The 20,096-nt window shown below is 64.7% G+C and carries 19 protein-coding genes; 4 read left to right on the top strand and 15 right to left on the bottom strand.

Annotated features, from left to right (window positions below):
- Nucleotides 1–32 precede the first annotated feature (32 nt).
- The 3 genes from ACVOK8_RS05570 to ACVOK8_RS05560 form a co-directional block, all read right to left on the bottom strand.
- Nucleotides 33–578, bottom strand: a complete 546-nt coding sequence (locus tag ACVOK8_RS05570) for a hypothetical protein (protein ID WP_481565963.1) — start codon at nt 576–578, stop codon at nt 33–35.
- Between the two features lie 138 nt (nt 579–716).
- Nucleotides 717–1,724: a hypothetical protein gene (locus ACVOK8_RS05565; protein ID WP_481565962.1), complete on the bottom strand. Its 1,008-nt coding sequence runs from the start codon at nt 1,722–1,724 to the stop codon at nt 717–719.
- 144 nt (nt 1,725–1,868) lie between these two features.
- Complete coding sequence (locus ACVOK8_RS05560) at nt 1,869–3,164, bottom strand: acetyl-CoA C-acetyltransferase (RefSeq protein ID WP_481516046.1); 1,296 nt, start codon at nt 3,162–3,164, stop codon at nt 1,869–1,871.
- Nucleotides 3,165–3,254: 90 nt separating this feature from the next.
- Between ACVOK8_RS05560 and ACVOK8_RS05555 the strand changes: the two genes are divergently transcribed.
- A complete protein-coding gene (locus ACVOK8_RS05555; RefSeq protein ID WP_481565961.1) occupies nt 3,255–4,142 on the top strand; it encodes a hypothetical protein in 888 nt (295 codons plus the stop codon).
- 146 nt (nt 4,143–4,288) lie between these two features.
- Here the strand turns inward: ACVOK8_RS05555 and ACVOK8_RS05550 are convergent, their stop codons facing one another.
- The 5 genes from ACVOK8_RS05550 to ACVOK8_RS05530 are packed head-to-tail and all read right to left on the bottom strand — an operon-like array spanning nt 4,289 to nt 8,829.
- Nucleotides 4,289–4,903 carry a superoxide dismutase family protein gene (locus tag ACVOK8_RS05550; protein WP_481565960.1) on the bottom strand — a complete coding sequence of 205 codons (615 nt, stop codon included), beginning with the start codon at nt 4,901–4,903 and terminating at the stop codon, nt 4,289–4,291.
- 58 nt (nt 4,904–4,961) lie between these two features.
- Nucleotides 4,962–5,531 (bottom strand): superoxide dismutase family protein, encoded by a 570-nt coding sequence (locus ACVOK8_RS05545; protein WP_481565959.1) that lies wholly within the window; start codon nt 5,529–5,531, stop codon nt 4,962–4,964.
- 41 nt (nt 5,532–5,572) lie between these two features.
- Nucleotides 5,573–7,018 (bottom strand): nitrogen regulation protein NR(I), encoded by a 1,446-nt coding sequence (gene ntrC / locus ACVOK8_RS05540; RefSeq protein WP_481565958.1) that lies wholly within the window; start codon nt 7,016–7,018, stop codon nt 5,573–5,575.
- A complete protein-coding gene (locus tag ACVOK8_RS05535; RefSeq protein ID WP_481565957.1) occupies nt 7,011–8,066 on the bottom strand; it encodes a two-component system sensor histidine kinase NtrB in 1,056 nt (351 codons plus the stop codon). Before ACVOK8_RS05535 ends, ntrC begins: the two co-directional genes overlap by 8 nt.
- A gap of 28 nt (nt 8,067–8,094) precedes the next feature.
- Nucleotides 8,095–8,829: an N-acetylmuramoyl-L-alanine amidase gene (locus ACVOK8_RS05530; protein ID WP_481565956.1), complete on the bottom strand. Its 735-nt coding sequence runs from the start codon at nt 8,827–8,829 to the stop codon at nt 8,095–8,097.
- A 244-nt stretch (nt 8,830–9,073) separates the two neighbouring features.
- Here ACVOK8_RS05530 and ACVOK8_RS05525 point away from each other — a divergent pair, with 244 nt between their 5' ends.
- A complete protein-coding gene (locus ACVOK8_RS05525) occupies nt 9,074–9,295 on the top strand; it encodes a DUF6500 family protein (RefSeq protein WP_481565955.1) in 222 nt (73 codons plus the stop codon).
- Nucleotides 9,296–9,482: 187 nt separating this feature from the next.
- On the opposite strand, the gene ACVOK8_RS05520 is transcribed toward ACVOK8_RS05525, so the two are convergent.
- The 3 genes from ACVOK8_RS05520 to glnA all read right to left on the bottom strand — a co-directional run bounded on the left by ACVOK8_RS05520 (nt 9,483) and on the right by glnA (nt 13,124).
- Nucleotides 9,483–10,907 (bottom strand): ammonium transporter, encoded by a 1,425-nt coding sequence (locus ACVOK8_RS05520; RefSeq protein ID WP_481565954.1) that lies wholly within the window; start codon nt 10,905–10,907, stop codon nt 9,483–9,485.
- 90 nt (nt 10,908–10,997) lie between these two features.
- Entirely contained in the window at nt 10,998–11,336 is a 339-nt protein-coding gene (locus ACVOK8_RS05515; protein WP_481508674.1) for a P-II family nitrogen regulator, read from the bottom strand.
- Between the two features lie 378 nt (nt 11,337–11,714).
- Nucleotides 11,715–13,124 carry a type I glutamate--ammonia ligase gene (glnA, locus tag ACVOK8_RS05510; protein WP_481565953.1) on the bottom strand — a complete coding sequence of 470 codons (1,410 nt, stop codon included), beginning with the start codon at nt 13,122–13,124 and terminating at the stop codon, nt 11,715–11,717.
- Between the two features lie 210 nt (nt 13,125–13,334).
- Between glnA and ACVOK8_RS05505 the strand changes: the two genes are divergently transcribed.
- Nucleotides 13,335–14,129 carry an undecaprenyl-diphosphate phosphatase gene (locus tag ACVOK8_RS05505; protein WP_481565952.1) on the top strand — a complete coding sequence of 265 codons (795 nt, stop codon included), beginning with the start codon at nt 13,335–13,337 and terminating at the stop codon, nt 14,127–14,129.
- Nucleotides 14,130–14,213: 84 nt separating this feature from the next.
- The gene (locus ACVOK8_RS05500; RefSeq protein ID WP_481565951.1) at nt 14,214–15,023 is read left to right on the top strand and encodes a DUF4377 domain-containing protein; all 810 of its coding nucleotides are present in this window, start codon (nt 14,214–14,216) and stop codon (nt 15,021–15,023) included.
- Between the two features lie 377 nt (nt 15,024–15,400).
- Here the strand turns inward: ACVOK8_RS05500 and ACVOK8_RS05495 are convergent, their stop codons facing one another.
- The 4 genes from ACVOK8_RS05495 to ACVOK8_RS05480 are packed head-to-tail and all read right to left on the bottom strand — an operon-like array spanning nt 15,401 to nt 19,989.
- Nucleotides 15,401–16,012 carry a YbhB/YbcL family Raf kinase inhibitor-like protein gene (locus ACVOK8_RS05495; RefSeq protein ID WP_481565950.1) on the bottom strand — a complete coding sequence of 204 codons (612 nt, stop codon included), beginning with the start codon at nt 16,010–16,012 and terminating at the stop codon, nt 15,401–15,403.
- A gap of 13 nt (nt 16,013–16,025) precedes the next feature.
- On the bottom strand, nt 16,026–18,095 hold the full coding sequence (locus ACVOK8_RS05490) for a tetratricopeptide repeat protein (RefSeq protein ID WP_481565949.1): 2,070 nt from the start codon (nt 18,093–18,095) through the stop codon (nt 16,026–16,028).
- Between the two features lie 58 nt (nt 18,096–18,153).
- On the bottom strand, nt 18,154–19,140 hold the full coding sequence (locus tag ACVOK8_RS05485) for a YheT family hydrolase (RefSeq protein ID WP_481565999.1): 987 nt from the start codon (nt 19,138–19,140) through the stop codon (nt 18,154–18,156).
- 57 nt (nt 19,141–19,197) lie between these two features.
- A complete protein-coding gene (locus ACVOK8_RS05480; RefSeq protein WP_481565948.1) occupies nt 19,198–19,989 on the bottom strand; it encodes a lysophospholipid acyltransferase family protein in 792 nt (263 codons plus the stop codon).
- Between the last annotated feature and the right edge of the window lie 107 nt (nt 19,990–20,096).

Here is a 20,096-nt window from a genome sequence, read left to right as displayed (position 1 = left end):
TGGCCCGGGCTGCTGCGTAGCTCACTGCCGACCTAGTCGCGGCGATACGGATAGCGCGGTAGGCGCGCCAGAAACGCCGGCGATACTCCGCGGTATACCGCCAGGCTCACATCGATCTTCTTGGGCTTGAGTATCTGCATGCCGATCAGGCCCCACAGCACCATCACCAGGAACGTCAGTATCCCCAGGCCGATCACCGCGCCACTGTCGAACAGAAAACAGCCGAACAGCGGCACCAGCGACGCCCACGCCATCAGGATGAAATTCAGCCGCCGCTTGCGGTGCGCCGAACACAGACCGACGTTGTGCACCGCCGTCTTGCGCACTGCCAGTGCGGCAATCAGATAGACCAGGAAGTGCAGCAGGATCAGCAGGTACATCCACGGCGAGTGCCAGTAGAACTTGCGCTGGCGGTACTCCAGCGCCGGCTTTCCACATTTGACGCAGTAACGCGGCAGATCGCTATGCGGCAAGGCCAGCAGCTGATCACCATCGCGCCAGCAGGTCCCGTTATCCGGACTGGTGTTGGCAAGCGGCGGCAAGGCCTCCGGCGCGGCATACGGGTTGAACTCATCCATTGGTTACGTCCCTTGTGAGATTCGAACAGGCCACCTCCTGGGCGACCCGCACCTGCGTCTTGGCATCACATGCGGCCGCTGGCACTTTCCACGCGACGGGGAAGGCCCGCCGCTGAGCTGTCTGCGGAACAACGCCACTCAGCGCTTGGTCGATGTCGACTCGGCGCCAGCGGCAGCGGCAGCGGCAGCGGCTGCATCTGCTTCCGCAGCGGCCGCTGCTGCGGCAGCGGCATCCATGGTCGTTCCACCCGTATAGGCGGCATCTGCAGCAGCTTCTGCCGCATATGCTGCAGCTTCGACTGACGCATCGGCCGCCGTCGCAGCGGTATCTGCTGCCGCCTGCGCTGCCTCGGGCGACATCCCCGGGGTGCCGGCAATGCGCGCAGTTGTCCCATCCGTCGACTCTTTGGCTGGCGGTGCATTCGCATCCACCGCCATGGTGTTCATCGGGTTGTTGTCGGCGATAAGCTGCAGTTGCTGTGCGATTTCGGCAACGTATTGGCGACGCGTGCGTTCGCGATTCTGCGCAAGCACCAGACGTTCCGGGAGTGGCTGTAGGCGCTCGAAGCGCGCGCGCGCGGCATCGAAGCGCGACAACCTGCGCTCCCATTCGCCCAACAACATCTGGCAGTACAGCCAGGACTCATCGCGTTCGGCAGCGGCGCGCGCATCCGGACATTGTTGGGCAACTGCCGCCGATGCGGCCTGCACGTAACGTGGGTATTGTTCGGGCGATGCCTGCCAGGTAGCGCTCTGTAGCACACCGGCTCGGTCTTTCAGTGGCGCATCGACCGCTTCGAACAAACGCGCCAGCAACCAGTAGCTGGTTTCAGTGCCACGCATGCGCTGGTAGTCGTCGCTTTCGACCACGGCCGTCAGGCGCTTGATCTCGTCGGCGCTGTAATCGTCCTTGTAGATGACGAAGCCGTTGCCCGGGCAGGACACCAGTGGCCACGGAGATTGGATGGCGCCGTGCAGACGACCGTCGAGGAAGTGGCCGAACGCCGTGCCAGAGCCCATTTCCTGCGCACTGAAGCGCTCACCGCCAATCGGGCAGACATGCTCCACTTTCATGAAGGTCATCGCAGCGGCTGGCGCCGCCCATCCTGCCAACAGCACTGCCAAACCAATCGCGATGCGCTGCATGTCTTACCCCCATCCATTGGTGAGCAAACTGTAGTGCCGAGCGATGCTCGGCAGGAGCACTACCACGTAGTGCCGACCCATGGTCGGCAAGAGGCATTACCGGGAACGCCTCTGCCGAGCATGGCTCGGCACTACAGAATTACATCAACGCTCGACGATGGCGACCACGCCCATGCCACCGGCGGTGCAGATCGACACCAGCGCGCGACCACCACCGCGTGCGGCCAATTCCTTGGCCACGGTGCCGATGATGCGGGCACCGGTGGCGGCGAACGGGTGGCCGGTAGCCAGCGAGGAACCCAGCGGGTTGATCTTGGCCGGGTCGATACGGCCCAGCGCTGCATCCAGACCCAGACGGTTGCGGCAGTAGTCCTCGCTTTCCCAGGCGCTCAGCGTGCACAGCACCTGCGCAGCGAAGGCTTCATGGATTTCATAGATATCGAAATCCTGCAGGGTCAGGCCATTGCGCTTGAGCATTTCCGGCACGGCAGTGGTCGGTGCCATCAGCAGGCCTTCGCCATGCACGAAGTCCACTGCTGAAACCTGCGAATCACGCAGATAGGCCAGCGGCTCATGGCCGTGCGCACGAGCCCACTCTTCGCTGGCCAGCAGTACCGCAGCGGCACCATCGGTCAGCGGGGTGGAGTTGGCAGCGGTCAGGGTGCCGCGGCCAGAGACCTTGTCGAAGGCCGGCTTCAAGGTGGCCAGCTTTTCCAGCGAGGTGTCCGGGCGCAGCACGTTGTCGCGCTCGACGCCGCGGAACGGCGCGATCAGGTCGCTGAAGAAACCGCGCTCGTAAGCAGCAGCGAGCTTCTTGTGCGAGGACACCGCCCATTCGTCCTGTGCTTCACGCGAGATGTTCCATTCCTTGGCCATGTCCTCGCAGTGGTCGCCCATGCTCTTGCCGGTGCGCGGCTCGGCCACACCGGGGAACTCAGGCTTGAGTTCGGAGAACTTGAAGCCCTTGAGCAGCGTGCGGATCTTGTCGCCCGTGCTCTTGGCACGGTTGGCTGCCAGCAGACGTGCACGCAGCTTCTTGCCGTAGACGATCGGCACGTCGGAGGTGGTATCCGAACCACCGCCGATGCCCGACTCGATCTGCCCCAGGGCGATCTTGTTGGCGACGGTGATGATGCTGTCCAGCGAGGTACCACAGGCACGTTGCAGGGTGATGCCCGGAGTCAGCGGCGACAGGCCGGACGACAGCGCGGCCTCTCGGCCCAGATTCCAGTCGCTGGGATGTTTGATCACCGCGCCCATCGCCACTTCGCCCAACTGCTGGCCGTGCAGGCCAAACCGTTCAACAAGTGCCCCGAGCGTACGGACCGACATGCCAAGATTGCCAACGTCCGAATATGCGGTGTTCTGACGGCAGAACGGGATTCGGACACCACCGAGGATGGCGACGGGTCGAGCGCTGGGCATGCGGGTACCTGACATGGGAATGAGTGTTCAAAGTGGCCTGCACGCGATAGCAGGCATAATGGTGTTGAGTGTAGCTTCGAGGCCGTGATGGGCCAACCGCGAATCATGAGCAATTCAAACCCCGACGTGAACGCCCTTGGCGTAGTGGCATTGGAACTGGCTGGCGGCGAGCAGCCCGGCAAGGCGGCCTTGGGCTCCGAGCAGGCTGGCGAGCTGGCAGCGCTGATCGGCCGCGACCTGACCAAACTGGTACCGCAGGTCAGCGAACTGGATCTGGTTTTCGCCGCCGCGCATTTCGACCCGGCCGAAGTGCTGCGCCCCGGCCTGCCCATTCATCGGCGCCTGGAAGAGCTGCAGATGCGCGCACCTGGCCGCAACCACGGCGCGCGCCTGCTGGCCTTTGGTGCCGATGCCAACGGCGAGATCCCGCTGCCGCTGCAGGCCGATCCTGCGCTGACCGGTGGCGCGCTGCGGCTGCTGCCGTTTGTGCTGGCTGGCGGTGAAGCGGCGCTGCGCCATGAAGTGCGTGATGCGCTGGAAGACGTGCTGCTGGCCAATGGCATGGCACAACCGGACACCGCGCTGCTGGCGCAGAACAGCTTTGCCGCGCAGATCGAACACGCACGCTATTTCACCGTCAACGATCTGGCCGCGATGATGGCCATGCAGTACGACAACCAGGGCTTGGCGGATTTGTGGCCAATACTGGAAACGGCGATGTTCGCGCCCCACGAAGAACAATGGCTGGACGCCTCACCCGAGCCGCTGCTGCGTTATGTCGGCGGCGAAGTGCGGATGGCCTTGTTTGATCCGGCAGGCTGGTGCGCGCATTACGCGCAGGACAAGAACGACTGTGATCGTCTGCAGCGCGTGTACGAGCAGTACATGATGCGGCAGCGGCAGATGGCCGCCGTATTGGAAGCGCATGGCATCGACGTGCTGTATGTGCACGTGAATGCCGGGCAGGATGCCAAGGCCTTGCTGGCGCATTGAGTGTGCGTTGGTTATTGCAGAGAGGCCGCGCAAGCAGCCTTTTCTGTTTTGAAGCAAGGCGAAGCAAAAGCACCCCTCCCCAACCCTCCCCTGCGCGTTGCGCAAGGGAGGGAGACAAGCTGCCCTCCGCTTGCGGAGGGAGTCCATCACTGCGCTTTTGCGATCACCGCACACGCCAGGCGCGCACCGGCATTGCCGGTCGGCTGGGTCTTGTAGTCATCCGGGTCGGCGTGGACGATCAGGCCGCGACCGACGATGTCGAAACCATCGCCAACACCGACGTTGACGTTGCTTGCCACCGGGCCATCGATATGCGCGTTGCCCTGCGCGTCGGCCTTGATATTGGGCATGTCGCCACCGTGATGCATCGCCGCGCTGATGCTGCCGTGCTCGCTGCTGCCCGGGTTGAAGTGGCCGCCAGCGCTGGTGCCGTCCGGCGCGCTGCAATCGCCCTTCTCGTGGATGTGGAAGCCGTGCTCGCTGTCCGGCTTCAAGCCGGTGATGTCGCCGCTGGCGCGCAGCTGGCCGTCGACCAGGCTGAAGTTGATCGTGCCGGCGACCGTGCTGTCCTTTGTGGGCTGCAACTGTGCAGTCGCAATCGGCTTGGCCATTTCCGGTGGTGCGGCCGGGTCGGCAACTGGCGTGGTGGCCGCTGCGGCCGCGACGGTCTCAGCCGGTGCGGCATCGGGCTCTGCGCCCTTGTTGCAGGCGGTCAGGGCCAAGGTGCTGGCGAGGAACAAGCTGGTATGGATCAATCGCATCTGGGTAACTCCCTTGCTGGTCTGGATCGAATCGGTGTCCGCGTGCTTGGAGGCACGCTCAGCGCACTACGCGGATCACCGCGCAGGCGACACGCGCGCCGGCATTGCCGGCCGGTTGACTGCGGTAATCGTCGGCTGACGCATGTACCACCAGTGCGCGCCCAGCGACGTCGTTTGCAGCACCACCGCCGAGGGTAACGCCGCGAAGATGAACGTCCACGTTCGCCACGCCCTTGGCATCGGCCTGCAGGTTGTCCATGTCGCCGGCATGATGTGCGCCCGCAGCGGCGCGGCCGTGCTGCTGCATGCCCGGGTTGAAGTGGCCACCGGCACTGCTGGCATCCACCGCACTGCAGTCACCCTTCTCATGCACATGGAAGGCAGCCTGCTGACCACGTGGCAAGCCGCCGATCACGCCGGTGATGTGCACGCCACCGGCTTCCGGCACCAAAGCCAGACGCCCGCTGACCAGACTGGCCGAGGCCGGGGCCAGATTGGCTTCGGCCATTTTGGCGGTGCTGACCGTAGCCATCGGCGGCGGGGCCTCCGGCTTGGGTGCAGGCGTGGAACCGCAGGCGCTGAGCAGCGCGGCAGTAATGCTGGCGGTGAGAGGAAGCAGGATGCGCATCGATATCTCCTTGCAACAGATCAGGCGGGCCGGTGCCATGCTCAACTGCCGCGACGGCGGCCAGGCCCAAGTTTGCGGGTAACGGTGTTACGGCCAAGTCCCAGCCGCGTGGCGGCATCGGCGCGATGGCCATCGGTGAAATCCAGTGCCACTTCCAGCAGCACAGCGTCCAGGCGCTCACGTGCCTCGACATGCAGGCCGCTGGCGCCTTCGGCCAGACGCTGCCTGGCCCATGCCGCCAAGGCCTTGTCCCAGTGCTGCGGGGCCACCGCGGCGGTACTGCCGGTGGCACGCCCACCGCGGTTCAAGGCGGCCTGCACGTCCTCGGCCGATACCGTATCGGCGACGGCCAACGCCGCCAGACGCCAGCAGACGTTCTCCAGTTCGCGGACGTTGCCCGGCCAGTGGTGCTCGCGCAGCGCTTTCACCGCGGCCACAGACAGGCGCTTTGGCGGCATGTCGAGCCGGCGCGCGGCGTTGGCAAGGAAGTTCTCGGCCAGTTGCGGCACGTCGCCAAGACGCTCGCGCAGCGGCGGCAGCAACAAGCGCACCATATCCAGCCGGTGCAGCAGATCGGCACGGAAGCGCCCTTGTTCGACCAGCGCTTCCAGATCCTGGTGGGTGGCGGCAACCACGCGCACATCGACGCGGATCAGCTCACGACCACCAACGCGGAAGAACTCGCCTTCGGCAAGAACGCGCAGCAATCGCGTCTGCAAAGCCAGCGGCATATCGCCGATTTCATCGAGGAACAAGGTGCCGCCGTCGGCCTGCTCGAAGCGTCCGATATGGCGCTTGGTCGCGCCGGTGAAGGCGCCGGCTTCGTGGCCGAACAATTCGCTTTCCAACAGCTCGGCCGGTATTGCTGCGGTGTTGAGTGCGACGAACGGGCCTTTGGCGCGCGGTGATTCGCGATGCAATGCGGTCGCCACCAACTCCTTGCCGGTGCCGGTCTCTCCATTGATCAACACTGACAAGGGCGCCTGTGCGAGACGGCCGATGGCACGGAACAACGCGCGCATGGCCGGCGTATCGCCGATCAGCTGTGGCGGGCCTTCTTCTTTTTTGGCCGGTGCAGGCACGACAGCCGGTGCGGGTAGCTCCTCGGTTTCTGGCAGCGCGCGCCGGGCCAGCTCCACTGCATCGTCCAGATCGAATGGCTTGGACAGGAACTCGTGTGCGCCACCGCGGAAAGCACCCGCCGTGCTCGCCACATCGGTATAGGCCGACATCACGATCACTGGCAGCTGCGGATGCGCGGTCTTGAGCTTGTCCAGCAACACCAATCCATCGTCACCGGGCATGCGCACATCAGTGAACAGCAGATCCGGCACCGGCTGCCTCGCCATCGCTGCGAGCGCAGCGGCAGCACTGTCGAAACCTTCCACCGTGTAGCCGGCGTCGCGCAAGGCGGTGGTCAGGACGAAACGCACCGAACGATCATCATCGACTACCCAGACGGTCGCGGCTTGTGTCGACTTATGCATCACCCACCTCCGGCGCTTCCTCGGCGGCAGGTAACGGCAGCAGCACGGTGAACACGGTGTGGCCGGGGCGCGAGCGGTAGCTCAAGGTGCCGCGGTGTTCGCGGGCGACCTGCTGGGCCAGGGCCAGGCCAAGCCCGGTGCCTTCGGCGCGGCCGCTGACCAACGGCAGGAACAGGTGCTCGGCCAGTTCCTCCGGAACGCCGCGGCCGTCGTCGGCCACTTCCAGCCGCAAGGCAAGCGCGTAGGGCTGTTCGGCAATGCGCAGGCCATGCTCGACACGGGTGCGCAGGGTGACGCTGGTGGCGCCGGCCTGGATCGCATTGCGGACCAGGTTCAACAAGGCCTGGGTGAGGCGGTCGCCATCGCCGGGGAACTCAGGAATGCTGGGGTCGTAGTCGCGCAGCAGGCGTACCGACCAACCGGCTTCGTTCTCGACCAGACGCAACACGCGTTCCAGCGCGGCGTGAATGTTCAGCGGCGCATGCGGGCGTTGCGGGGCCGGCGACAGCAGTTGTTCCAGCAAGGTATTGAGGCGCTCGATCTCGGCGCCGATCAGTTCGATCAGCTCGCGTTCGTCGGCATCGCGGCCGGCGGCGCGCCGGGCCAGCAACTGGGCGGCGCCTTTCAGCCCGGCCAGAGGATTGCGCAGCTCGTGGGCCAAACCCTTCAAGGCCGCGCTGAACGCGCCAGGCAGTACCTGCGCCGGATCGGCACCTTGGAACTCATCCACCGGGTGCGCTTCCAGCAGCCAGCCGCCCTGCTCCACCGCACTCAACCAACCATCGGCAAAGCGCGGGGTCTCTCCTGGCAGAGCCAAGGTCAGCCGCGGCAGGCGGGTCAGGTCGGTGGCCGGATTGGCCAGGCGCTGCGCCAGAACCTCGCCCTGCGCTTCCAGCGACACCAGTGGCTGGCCGAGCAGGCGCCGTACGCTTACCCCCAGCCAACGGCAGAAGGCCGGGTTGGCGCCCTGGATGCGGCCGTCTGCGCCACACCAGACCAGTGGTGTGGCCAGCAATTCCGGGGTGGGCGAGAACTCTACGTCGGTCATTGCACCAATATAGTGCAAAGCAGGCCGATCACTGCTTCTGCTGCAGCAGGGAATACAGGATGCGGGCGTCTTCGGCGTCGAGTTCAGAGGGCAGGCTGTCGCTGCCGCGGAAGCGGCGGTGGAAAGCGCGCGCAGCGGCGGCGCGGTCGTCCAGCGCGTAACCGAAGGCCTGCATTGCCATCCAGCTGTCAAAACCTGCGGGCGCCGGGCCGTGCCTAGGGTCCGGCCACAGGCCGAAACCGGCCTCGGCCAATTGCTGCCACGGGAAGTAACGACTGGGGTCGGCCTTGCGGGTCGGGGCCAGGTCGGCGTGGCCGATGATCTGGCTGCGCGGGATGTTGTAGCGCTTGCAGAGATCGTCGAGCAGGCGCAGCAGGCTGGCGATCTGCGGCGCGGTGAACGGGCTGTCGCCGTTGTTGTCGATCTCGATGCCGATCGAAGTGGAGTTGAGGTCGGTGAAGCCGCCCCAGCGGCCACCACCGGCATGCCAGGCGCGTTCGCCATCGGCCACGAGCTGATAGAGCTCACCATCGCTGCCAACCAGATAGTGCGAGCTGACCTTGCCGCCGCTGTTGGCGCTGCGCAGCGTGTCCAGGCTTTCCTGCACCGAATCCTGCTCGGTGTGGTGCAGCACGATCAGCACCGGCTGGCGATCGTTGTAGTTCGGCGACGGCACCCACTGCGCGAGCGGATTGCGCTCCGGTGTGGAGGTACAGGCAGTCAGCGTGGCCAACAGGGCGAGCGGCAGCAGTTTGGTCTTCATGCAGGCCATTGCACGTTGCTGCGCTCGGCTTTGCAAGTGCGGTCTGGCATGCGCTGGAGTCGTTGCCCACAGATGCGACGGAATAGGCTGCTTGCATTGGAGGGCCTGCTCAGGGAGTTGGGGAGTCCGGTGTGATGCCGGTGCGGAACATGCACTGCATGTTCAAAACGCTTTCCGCTGGGGATGGCTGCCCATTCTGTCTAGGCTATGCAGGCTCGTTTTTCGACGATCTGCTGGAGAAGCAATGCGTGATTCATTGAAACAGAAAATCGTTGCGGTCTGCGATGCCAAGATCGCGGCGAAAGGGTCGACGGTTGGCTTGTCGTTCTATGCGTTTTTTGCCAATCGCAATGATGATCCCGAGCTGCTGATGGAAGCGGCTACGTGGTGGATATCGATCCATCGGCTGGATCATTTCGAGAAGGCTGAAAAGGTAAAAGCGCTGGTGCTGGCGGAAGGCCTGTAGTGCCGAGCCATGCTCGGCAGGGGTCTTACCGGTAATGCCTCAAAAGCTGCCCTCACCCCAACCCCTCTCCCGCAAGCGGGAGAGGGGCTATCAATGCAATTGCAGGGTTTTCGGTGCCTTCACTCTTTGCACCGAGAGCGCCCTCACCCCAACCCCTCTCCCGCAAGCGGGAGAGGGGCTTAAGCGGTCAGGCCTCGTACGCCGATTCGCCGTGGGTGGTGACGTCCAAACCGGTGCGCTCGGCTTCTTCGCTTACGCGCAGGCCGACCAGGGCCCGAACCAGCAGCAGGATCACAGCGGTGACTACGGCCGACCACAGCACGGTGAAGCCGACACTGACTACCTGCACCCAAACCTGGTGGCCGATATCCAGATCAACCTTGGTGCCGCCCAGCGACTGTGCGCTGAACACGCCGGTGAGAATGGCGCCAACAATGCCACCCACGCCATGCACGCCGAAAACGTCGGCGGTGTCGTCCGCCTTCAACAAACGCTTCAGGCCAGTCACGCCCCAAACGCAGACGATGCCGGTGACAAAACCAATGACGATGGCGCCCAGCGGACCGACAGTGCCGCAGGCGGGGGTAACACCGACCAGACCGGCCACAGCGCCTGAGGCTGCACCAAGCGCTGACGGATGGCCCTTGGTGACCGCTTCCACCAGCGTCCAGCCCAACACGGCCGCTGCGGTTGCCAACACGGTGTTGATGAAGGCCAGCGAGGCAACGGTGTCGGCGGCGGCGGCGGAGCCGGCATTGAAGCCGAACCAACCCACCCACAGCAGCATTGCGCCGATCCAGGTCAGCGGCAGGTTGTGCGGCTTCAACGCGGTCTGGCCATAACCCAGGCGCTTGCCGACGAACCATGCGGCAACCAGGCCGGCAACACCGGCATTGATGTGCACCACGGTGCCACCAGCAAAGTCGATCGCTCCCATCTCACCGAGGTAACCACCACCCCAGACGATGTGCGCCATCGGGATGTAGCTCAGGGTGAACCACAGCGCCGAGAACAGCAGCACCGCGCGGAACTTGATGCGCTCGGCGAAGGCGCCGACGATCAGCGCGGTGGTGATACCGGCAAAGGTCGACTGGAAGGCGACGAACAGGAAGTCCGGCAGGCCGACGATTGGCGTATTGCCCACCGAGTCCGGGGTAAAACCCTTGAGGAAGGCAAATTCGGTGAACGAGCCAAAGAACTGGTTGCCCGCACTGAACACCGCGCTGTAGCCATAGGCCACCCACAGGATCAGCACCAGCGAGAACACCACCAGCACCTGGCTGAGCACCGACAGCACGTTCTTGGCCCGCACCAGGCCGCCATAGAACAGCGCAAGGCCGGGTACGACCATCATCAAGACCAGCAAGGTGGCGGTGAGCATCCAGGCCACGTCGCCCTTGTCGAAGCTGGGTGCGGCAGCGGCTTCTGCAGCAGGTGCAGCTGCGGCCTCCACCGGCTGTGCAGCCACTTCAGTCGCGGCAGTGGGCTGTGCCGGTGTTTCCTGGGCCCACGCACTGCTCGAAAACATGCCCAGCACGACGGCGGTGAGCATGAATGACAGGCACAGGCCTCCGAGCCGGGCTTTCAACCCGGTGAAAAATTCCGTTCGCATTGTCGACTCCGGTTGTGGGGGTGGAACCTGCCAGCGACCTGTTGTCACCTGGCGGTCGCTGCCGCCGGAGGACGGGTCGGTAGCGGGTTCTTAAAGCGCGTCGGCGCCTGTTTCGCCGGTGCGGATACGCACCACTTGTTCAAGCGCGGTAACGAAGATCTTGCCGTCACCAATCTTGCCGGTGCCAGCAGCGCCCTGCAGGGCTTCGATCACGGCATCGACGTTGTCGTCGGTGACGGCGGTTTCAATGCGGATCTTGGGGAGGAAATCGACGACGTATTCGGCGCCACGGTACAGCTCGGTGTGGCCTTTCTGCCGCCCAAAGCCCTTGACCTCGGTGACGGTGATGCCGGAAACGCCTGCGGCGCCCAAGGCTTCACGCACTTCGTCGAGCTTGAATGGACGGATGATCGCGGAGATTAATTTCATGCGCATGTCCCGATGTGGAGGAGACCGGCCTGCGGCTGCGGGCCGGCATCGTGTCTTCCACCGGCCGTTGTGCGGCCGCTGGCTGTTGCGCCGAACGCATCATGGGCCTGGCTGTTGCCACCGGCAGTGCTACCGGCCGCTACAACCACGCGGGAGGGAGGAGTGGCCCATGCCGCGCGCTCGGATTCTCTTGCCCCTGCAAGTGTGTTGCTGGCTGTTGCATCACCTTTGTGCTCCCCAGCAACAAAGGCGGCGGCGATGACACAGATGGGAGGGGGAGGGTCTACGCCACCGCCGCCAAATAACAGCTAGTAACTACACCTGGTGTTGCCGGCGGCCAGCGCTATGCGATGGCCGCCGCTACATCAGCTTGTTGACTCAGCTTGCGTAGTACAGCTGGTACTCGAGCGGGTGGGTCGCTGCGCGGAACGCGGTGACTTCCTTCATCTTCAACGCGATGTAAGCGTCGATGAAATCGTCGCTCATCACGCCGCCGGCCTTGAGGAACTCGCGGTCCTTGTCCAGCGCTTCCAGTGCCTGGTCCAGCGAGGAACAGACCTGCGGGATCAGCTTCTCTTCTTCCGGCGGCAGGTCGTACAGATCCTTGTCGCTCGGTGCGCCCGGGTCGATCTGGTTCTTGATGCCGTCCAGGCCGGCCATCATCAGCGCGGTGAAGGTCAGGTAGCCGGACTGGATCGGATCCGGGAAACGCATTTCGATGCGGCGTGCCTTCGGGTTGGACACCCACGGAATGCGGCACGACGCCGAACGGTTGCGGGCCGAATAAGCCAGCATCACCGGTGCTTCGAAGCCCGGAACCAGGCGCTTGTAGCTATTGGTGCCGGAGTTGGCGAAGGCGTTGATCGCACGGGCGTGCTTGAAGATGCCGCCGATGTACCACAGCGCCATCTGGCTCAGGCCACCGTAGCCGTCACCGGAGAACAGGTTGGCGCCGCCCTTGGCCAGCGACTGGTGCACGTGCATGCCGCTGCCGTTGTCGCCGACCAGCGGCTTGGGCATGAAGGTGACGGTCTTGCCGTTGCGGTGGGCGACGTTCTTGATGACGTGCTTCATGCGCTGCAGTTCGTCGGCCTTGGTCACCAGGGTGTTGAACTTGGCGCCGATCTCGCACTGGCCGGCATTGGCCACTTCGTGGTGGTGCACTTCGACTTCGATGCCGACCTTTTCCAGCACCTTGCACATCTCGGCGCGGATATCGTGCAGCGAGTCGGTCGGCGGCACCGGGAAGTAACCACCCTTCACGGTCGGACGGTAGCCGGTGTTGGTGCCGTCGTAGCTCTTGCCGGTGTTCCAGGCGCCTTCTTCAGAATTGATCTTGTAGAAGGTGTTGCCCATGTCGTTGGCGAACTGCACCGAATCGAAGATGAAGAATTCCGGTTCCGGGCCGAAGAACGCAAGGTCGGCGATGCCGGAGGACTTCAGGTAGGACTCGGCGCGCTTGGCGATGCCGCGCGGGCAACGGCCGTAGCCCTGCATGGTGGCCGGGTCGAGCACGTCGCAGATCAACACCAGGGTCGGGTCGGCGTAGAACGGGTCCAGGTAGGCGCTGTCGGCGTCCGGCAGCAGCACCATGTCCGACTCGGCAATGCCCTTCCAACCGGCGATCGAGCTGCCATCGAACATCTTGCCTTCCTCGAACAGCGACGGCTCGATGATCGAGACCGGGAAGGTCACGTGCTGCTCGATGCCACGCATGTCGACGAAACGCAGGTCGATGAACTCGATCTGGTTGTCCTTGATCAGCTTCTCAACGTTTTCCAGCGACATCGGGTGCAACCTCGGATGGATGATGTGCATGTATCAAAGCAAATGACGTGCCAACTTTCAAAACCCGGTAACACATTGTTTTTATTGACTGTATGCAGATGGTGTCAGTGGTTATAAGCACCAATCTGGTGCTGTTTTCATGCCATGCACCATTCAGGTGCATAACACTTAATGTTCTATGCTGTGCCCGCCTTTCCCATACCAGCCCTCATGTCCGACCTGCTCTCCGCCCTGCTACTGGGCATTCTCGAAGGCCTCACCGAATTCCTCCCCATTTCCAGCACCGGCCATCTGTTGATCGCCCAGCATTGGCTGGGCGCGCGCTCGGACTTCTTCAATATCGTCATCCAGGCCGGCGCCATCCTGGCCGTGGTGTTGGCGTTCCGGCAGCGTCTGTGGTCGCTGGCCACCGGCTTGAACCAGCGCGACAACCGCGACTACGTGATGAAGCTGGGCGTGGCCTTCCTGGTCACCGCCGTGGTCGGCCTGCCGGTGCGCCTGGCCGGCTGGGAACTGCCTGAAACCGTCACCCCGGTGGCCTGGGCGCTGGTCATCGGCGGCGTCTGGATGCTGGTTGCCGAACGCTTTGCCGGACGCCTGCCCGACAGCGACACCGTGACCTGGAAGGTTGCCGTGGCGGTTGGCCTGGCGCAGGTGGTGGCCGGCGTGTTCCCCGGCACCTCGCGCTCGGCCGCAGCCATCTTCATGGCCTTGCTGCTGGGCCTGACCCGTCGCTCCGCGGCCGCCGAGTTTGTTTTCCTGGTTGGCGTCCCCACCATGTTCGCGGCCAGCGGCTATGCCCTGCTTGAGATGTTCAAGAAAGGCCAGCTGGGCAACGAAAACTGGACCGACGTTGGCGTAGCCTTCGTGGCAGCGGCGATCACCGGCTTCATCGTGGTGAAGTGGCTGCTGAGCTACATCAAACGCCGTCCCTTCACCGGCTTCGCGCTATACCGCATTGCATTGGGCTTCGGCCTGCTGTTGTTTTTGCCTGCTGGTAACTGAACGTGCAGTAGCAAGTGCAACCCCGTCATCCGGCCTTGGCCGTTTGACGTCCTGACTTTTCCAAAGCACCACAAGGAGTTCACCATGAAGCGTCTTCTTCTGTTGGCACTGCCCATCGCCCTCATGACCGCCTGCAGCAACCCGCCGGCCACCACCAAGAGCGAAACCGCAGCCACCCCCGACACCAGCACCGCCGCTCCTGCCGCGAACCTCGACACCACCCAGCTGGCTGCAAACCACTGGCTGCTGGACAACGCCGTGGACGCCAGCGGCAAGCGCATCGACGGCCTGTTCGTGCAGGCCGACAAGCCGCTGACCCTGGACTTCAAGGACAACCGCCTGTCGGTCAGCAACGCCTGCAACAACATCGGCGGCGGTTACACGCTGGAAGCCGGTGCCCTGACCGTCGGCAACCTGATGTCCACCAACAAGGCCTGCCAGGGCCCGCTGATGGCGGTTGATGGCCTGATCAGCGAGCGCCTGCAGGGCAAGCTGACCGTGCGTGCACTGGACGCTTCGGCAATGACCCTGGTCACTGCTTCTGGCGACGTGCTCAGCTTCCGCGCCGAGCCGACCGCCGAAACCCGCTACGGCGGCCCGGGCGAGATCGTGTTCATGGAAGTAGAGCCGCAGACCAAGCCCTGCCCGCACCCGCTGATGAAGGACGCCACCTGCCTGCAGGTGCGTGAAGTGAAGTACAACGAGCAGGGCCTGGAACAGGGCAAGCGCGGTGAGTTCACCAACTTCTACGGCAACATCGAGGGTTACACCCACGAGCCGGGCGTGCGTAACGTACTGCGTCTGAAGCGTTACCAGATCAAGAACCCGCCGGCCGATGCGCCGTCGCAGGCCTACGTGCTGGACATGGTTGTCATGTCGGAAATGGCCAAATAAGCCATCACCGTCGAACAAACAGAAAGGGCGCCGCAAGGCGCCCTTTCTGTTTTGCAGGTCTGTAGGAGCGGGGGGGGGGGGCGCCGCCGCCGGGCAGAAAAAAACAACCACCGCCAGGCGCGCGCCCCGCCGCACCACAACCAACCCCCCCCCCCCACAACCACCCCACCCCCCCCCCCCCCCCCCCCCCGCGCCCGGGACCCCCCCCCCCCCACCCCCCCGCCCGCCCTCACCCCCGCCCCCCCGCCCCCCCCCCCCCCCCCCCCCCCACCTGTGCGTGCGCCCGCGGACCCGCGCCCGCCCCGCCCCCAACCCCCATAACGTTTCCAACCCCAGCCTCCGCGGATTACCCCGCTCCTACAAAACAGGCATCACGTTCAACCCAGCTTCGGGTTCAACGTATACGTGCCATGCACCGTCGCTTCGGCCAGCACATGGCCCTGCATGGCGCGATGAACGTCGCCGGCGGTGAATGCACCGTCGACCGGCAGACGCTCTAGATCCAGCGCAAACAGGCGGAAGAAATAACAGTGCAGGCGCTCGTCGTTGAACGGCGGATAAGGGCCGTCGTAACCGTAGTAGGTGCCGCTCATCTGCGCATTGCCGGCAAACCAGCCGGTGTAATCGTTGATGCCCTGACGTGCGCCGGCCGGACCGGCCGGCTGGGCCTTGCCGTGCGCTGTGAAGCCATCACTGCAGCTGCCGGCAGCGATTTCGCGCAGGTCCGCAGGAACATCCACCATTACCCAATGCACGAAGTCGGCCCGCGGCTGATCCAGCGGAATGCTGACGTCATCACGACCGACGAGCTCGGCAACGGTCGGCACGTCCGGGTCCACGCAGATCAGGGCGAACGAGCGTGTGCCTGCCGGCACATCGCTCCACCCCAGCTGCGGGTTGCGGTTGCCAGCAAAGCCATTGGCATCACCTGCGGCAAACTCGGCCGTAATCGGCTGCCCGTTCTGAAAACTCTGACTGTCCAGTTTCATCATTGCTCCTTGATCAGGCTTCGGGGTAACCCAGACGCACGGCAACCGGGGTCAGCACCGCAAACTCCGATGCCAGCACCTGTGCGTAGTTACGCCAGTGGCCGGCCGGGATGGTGCTCTGGCCAAGACTGCGCACCGGCGGGAAACGCAGGCCAAAGGCCTGCTCCAACAATGCCCCCATCGCCGCCGGATCATTCACCGCATCGTCGGTATGAATGATCATGTGGGTATACAGATTCTGCTCATGCAGCAGCGCTATCTGCGCCAGCGCGCGTGCCAGCCATTGCGCCGCCTCGCTGGACGAGGTCACCGCCAACGGTGCTGGCGCACCCAGTGCCAGCCATTCCACCAGCATGTCGCGTGGGTCACGCAGGGCAATGACCAAACGGCCTTCTGGTAGCTGCGGGCGCAACGCCCACAGCAGGGCGTTGTCCCACCACAACAGCCAGTCGATCACGTTGCCGTCTTCGATACCGCGCGCCGGCAGCGCTGCGCGCCATTGCTGCACCAGCTGTTCCGGCGTCAGTGCGTCGGTGGCCAGACGCTGCAAGGTCAAGAAATTCTGGAAGGCGTCATCGGGCGGGGCCGGGCCGAAACGGTCGTCGCGCAGCACGCGGCTGCCGGCGGCCATCACCATTGCTACACGTTCCACGCCCGAACCCGGCGCGCCCCACAGGAACATCGGCCGCACCGGATTGTCGCCAGCCACCTCGCCCATCACAGGCCACTCGGCCGGTGCACGTGCCTGCTGCGGCAGCGGTAGACGGTTAGGTGCCATTTCTTCATGCACACGCAACCAGCTAGCCAAGGCCCCGGCGCGATCGCCTGCACGGTCTTGTACTGCACCCAGCCAACTGCGCACACCGATGCGCGCCTGCTCCGGCGCGTTGTCCATCAACGACTGCACATGCGCAATCGCCGCGCTCGGCTCGCGCTGCAACAGCGCTTCGACAATACGCTGTTCGCCACTGACCCGGCCCGGCTCCAGTTCGATGATGTGGCGGGCCACGGCTTCGGCCTCTTCGGCCTGGTCGTTCATGTCATGCAGGCTCATCCTTGCTTCCAGCGCCGGCAGGTGCTCAGGCATTGCGCTCAGCCAGCGTTCGACGACATCGACGGCTTCTTCGCTGCCCACCTGAGCCACGGCCAAGCGCGCCATCCACAGATCATGCAGCTGCGGGTTCGCCTGCACGGCGGCTTCCAGCTCGCTGCGCGCTTCTTCCTCGCGGCCCAAGCGCTGCCAGGCCATCAACAGCATCTGCAGCGTGGGGCGGTCACCCGGCACCTGCTGCAGCAATGGGCGCAGGTGCTCCAGTGCCTGCAGCGGTTGGCCCGAGGCCAACTCCAGTTCACCGGCCAGACGGCGCATGCCCGGGTTGTCACCCTGCGGCGTCGCCAGTACTTCGCGCATCATTTCCGCTGCGTGGTCCAAATGGCCCTGGCGCAAGGCCAGCTGCACCACCAAGCCGCGCAATGCGTGGTTGCTGGGGTTCAATTCGATGACGCGACGGAACGCCTGCTCGGCAAAAGCGACCATGTCCTTGCCCAGGTAAGCAAAGCCCAGTGCATACAGCACGCGGACATCGCTCGGCCGCTTGGCGCTGGCGGCCGACAGAACCGCCAGCGCGCGGTCGGCGTCGCCACGGCGCAGCGCGACCATGCCTTCAATCGCGCCCAGCTCGGGGCTGTCCGGATCGACACGCGCGGCCATTCGACCCAAGCGGTCGGCTTCGTCGATATCGTCGCGGCCCAGCGCCAGATGCGCCTGCATCAGGTAGGCAGAAAATTCGTTGGGGTTGAGCGTGGTGCTGCGGTCCAGCGCCTGCCCGGCGGCGTCGATCTGACGCTGCGCCAGCAGCAGTCCGGCGTGCTGCAGATGCAGGGCGGCGTCATCCGGGGCCAGCGCCAGGGCTTGGTCCAGGCTGGCCTGGGCCGACTCCAGCTGGCCGTGCTGTTGCAAGGCCAATGCCAACCAGCGGTGGGCCTGGGCCTGCTGTGGTTCTGCGCCAACCCATGCGTGGGCCAGGCTCACGGCCTCGTCGGTGGCGTTACGGCGCAGGGCTTCAATGATCTTGTCTTGCATGGCGGTCCAGCGTTAGCGCAAACCCGCATTGTAGCGGGCGCAGCCGCACGCGCCGGGTTCAGGCGACGGCGGCGGCCAGATGCTGCGCCACCCAGCGCTCGGAGAAACCATCACCCCGCAGGTTCTCGATGAAGCCGCAGTGGCCACCCCAGCGCGCGATCTCCAGGTGGGCATTGGCCGGCAGTTGCCAGTGGTCGAAGGTGGTGAAGGGAATCACCGGGTCGTCGGCGGCCATCAGGATGTCGGCCGGCACCTGCAACGCGGCCAGTTTGTTGCCAGCGATGGAGTAACCGTCGAAATACTCCTGCAGCGAGCCGAAATCGGTATGGCGATCGACCAGCCAACCGGTCAGTGCGCGGATATCCAGCTTCAACACGCTGTCGTCGCAGTCGGCCAGCTCGGGGAACAGCGCGCGCTTGCGGCGCAGTGACCCGGTCCATTTGCGACGGAAATACCAGTCATACATCACCGGCCCGCGCTCGATGCTGTCCATGGTGATGGCCGGGTCCAGCACCGGGCACACCGAGGCCACGTGCAGCAACGGCACACCGGCGGCAGGCGCGTGCAGAGCCAGGCGCAGCACGAAGTTGCCGCCCAGCGAATAACCCGCAGCCACCATTGGCAGGCCGGCAAAGCGCTGCGCAACATCTGCGGCGGCATTGACCACTTCGCCGATGCGGCAGGAATGGAAGATGCCCGGATTGAGATGATGGGTATTGCCGTGATCGCGGAAGTTAAGCCGCACCACATCAAAGCCCTGCTCCAGCAGCCGTGCAGTGGTCATGCGCATGTAGCTGGATTCCGCGCTGCCTTCCCAGCCATGCAGCAGCAACGCCAGCGCCTTGGGCGGAGCGCCCTGCGGACGACTGTGCCAAGCCTGCAGACGCACGCCGTCACCACCGTCAAGCATCAATTCGTGGGTGATTGCGCCGCTGGCGGCCAGCAACTGGCGGCCACGGCGCAGCCGTAGCCGGCTCGACGCCAGCATCGATTGCAGATGCGGATTACGCAGCCAGCGTGGCGGCTGGTAGTTGCAGGCGCTCAGCATGACCGACCCGGTGGGCGTTGACTGCCCAACTCAGCGTTGGCCGCGATCTGCACCTTACGGTCCTTCCATCACCGCCACGATGCGCGCCCGCGAGGTCTCGGCGATGCGCCGGCGACCTTCCAGATCCTGGCTGGCGATCGGCTCAAGGAAATGCACCTCGCCACGCCGCGCCGGCTCGCCGAGCAGGCGCAGGAAGTTGCCGAAGAAGCTCTCAGCCGGACCGAACGCCACCGTGGTCTGCGCATCACCGCGCACACCATAACGCAGCGCGATCGGCTGCACCGGCACACCGGCCTCCACCGCCGCCTGGAAGATGCGCGCATGGAACGGGCCCACGTCCTTGCCGCCACGGGTGCGACCCTCCGGGAATACCGCCACCGGCCGCTGCTCCTGCAGGCGCTTGACCATCTCTTCCATCACCCCGCCCAGCGACTCGGTGTTGCCGCGCTGGTGGAAAATGGTGTGGCCACGGCTGGCGACCCAGCCGACCACCGGCCAGCCAGCGATCTCGCGCTTGGCGACAAAGCCGACCATCTTCTGGCTGTGGATGACGCAGATATCGACCCACCCCACGTGATTGGCGACAAACAGCACCGCACCCGGCAAGGGCTGGCCGTAACGCTGCAGGCGGAAGCCGAAGATCCACATCAAACCGCCCGACCACCAGCGCACCACCCGCTCTTCCAGCGGGTTGCTGGCGGGGCCGATACGCCCCAACGGCTGCGTCATCAGCAGCAGGATCAGCGGCAGGAACAGGACAATGTGAACCAGTAGCAGCGGGGCGCGGTACAAGTAACGGAACACGCGGGCCACACCGCCCTGGCGGGCGGGACGGGGGGAAGTCATCCCGTCACGATACCGGATGCGGTCCAGCTTCCGCCAGCAGGGGCACCATGCCGATTGGCACTCGCTACGACGCGGCCAAAGAGTGCGCCGTGCCACACTATCGGCAG

This window comes from Stenotrophomonas sp. STEN083, from assembly GCF_056759195.1.
The sequence above is the reverse complement of the archived record's forward strand: the minus strand, read 5'-3'. Positions and strand labels throughout refer to the sequence as shown.

Coding starts and splice junctions, on each gene's coding strand:
- ntrC (WP_481565958.1), bottom strand. CDS start 7,018: ATGCATAAGTCGACACAAGCCGCGACCGTCTGGGTAGTCGATGATGAT.
- ACVOK8_RS05565 (WP_481565962.1), bottom strand. CDS start 1,724: ATGCAGCGCATCGCGATTGGTTTGGCAGTGCTGTTGGCAGGATGGGCG.
- ACVOK8_RS05495 (WP_481565950.1), bottom strand. CDS start 16,012: ATGAAACTGGACAGTCAGAGTTTTCAGAACGGGCAGCCGATTACGGCC.
- ACVOK8_RS05490 (WP_481565949.1), bottom strand. CDS start 18,095: ATGCAAGACAAGATCATTGAAGCCCTGCGCCGTAACGCCACCGACGAG.
- ACVOK8_RS05550 (WP_481565960.1), bottom strand. CDS start 4,903: ATGCGATTGATCCATACCAGCTTGTTCCTCGCCAGCACCTTGGCCCTG.
- ACVOK8_RS05535 (WP_481565957.1), bottom strand. CDS start 8,066: ATGACCGACGTAGAGTTCTCGCCCACCCCGGAATTGCTGGCCACACCA.
- ACVOK8_RS05505 (WP_481565952.1), top strand. CDS start 13,335: ATGTCCGACCTGCTCTCCGCCCTGCTACTGGGCATTCTCGAAGGCCTC.
- ACVOK8_RS05560 (WP_481516046.1), bottom strand. CDS start 3,164: ATGTCAGGTACCCGCATGCCCAGCGCTCGACCCGTCGCCATCCTCGGT.
- ACVOK8_RS05555 (WP_481565961.1), top strand. CDS start 3,255: ATGAGCAATTCAAACCCCGACGTGAACGCCCTTGGCGTAGTGGCATTG.
- ACVOK8_RS05500 (WP_481565951.1), top strand. CDS start 14,214: ATGAAGCGTCTTCTTCTGTTGGCACTGCCCATCGCCCTCATGACCGCC.
- ACVOK8_RS05520 (WP_481565954.1), bottom strand. CDS start 10,907: ATGCGAACGGAATTTTTCACCGGGTTGAAAGCCCGGCTCGGAGGCCTG.
- ACVOK8_RS05480 (WP_481565948.1), bottom strand. CDS start 19,989: ATGACTTCCCCCCGTCCCGCCCGCCAGGGCGGTGTGGCCCGCGTGTTC.
- glnA (WP_481565953.1), bottom strand. CDS start 13,124: ATGTCGCTGGAAAACGTTGAGAAGCTGATCAAGGACAACCAGATCGAG.
- ACVOK8_RS05530 (WP_481565956.1), bottom strand. CDS start 8,829: ATGAAGACCAAACTGCTGCCGCTCGCCCTGTTGGCCACGCTGACTGCC.
- ACVOK8_RS05515 (WP_481508674.1), bottom strand. CDS start 11,336: ATGAAATTAATCTCCGCGATCATCCGTCCATTCAAGCTCGACGAAGTG.
- ACVOK8_RS05570 (WP_481565963.1), bottom strand. CDS start 578: ATGGATGAGTTCAACCCGTATGCCGCGCCGGAGGCCTTGCCGCCGCTT.
- ACVOK8_RS05525 (WP_481565955.1), top strand. CDS start 9,074: ATGCGTGATTCATTGAAACAGAAAATCGTTGCGGTCTGCGATGCCAAG.
- ACVOK8_RS05545 (WP_481565959.1), bottom strand. CDS start 5,531: ATGCGCATCCTGCTTCCTCTCACCGCCAGCATTACTGCCGCGCTGCTC.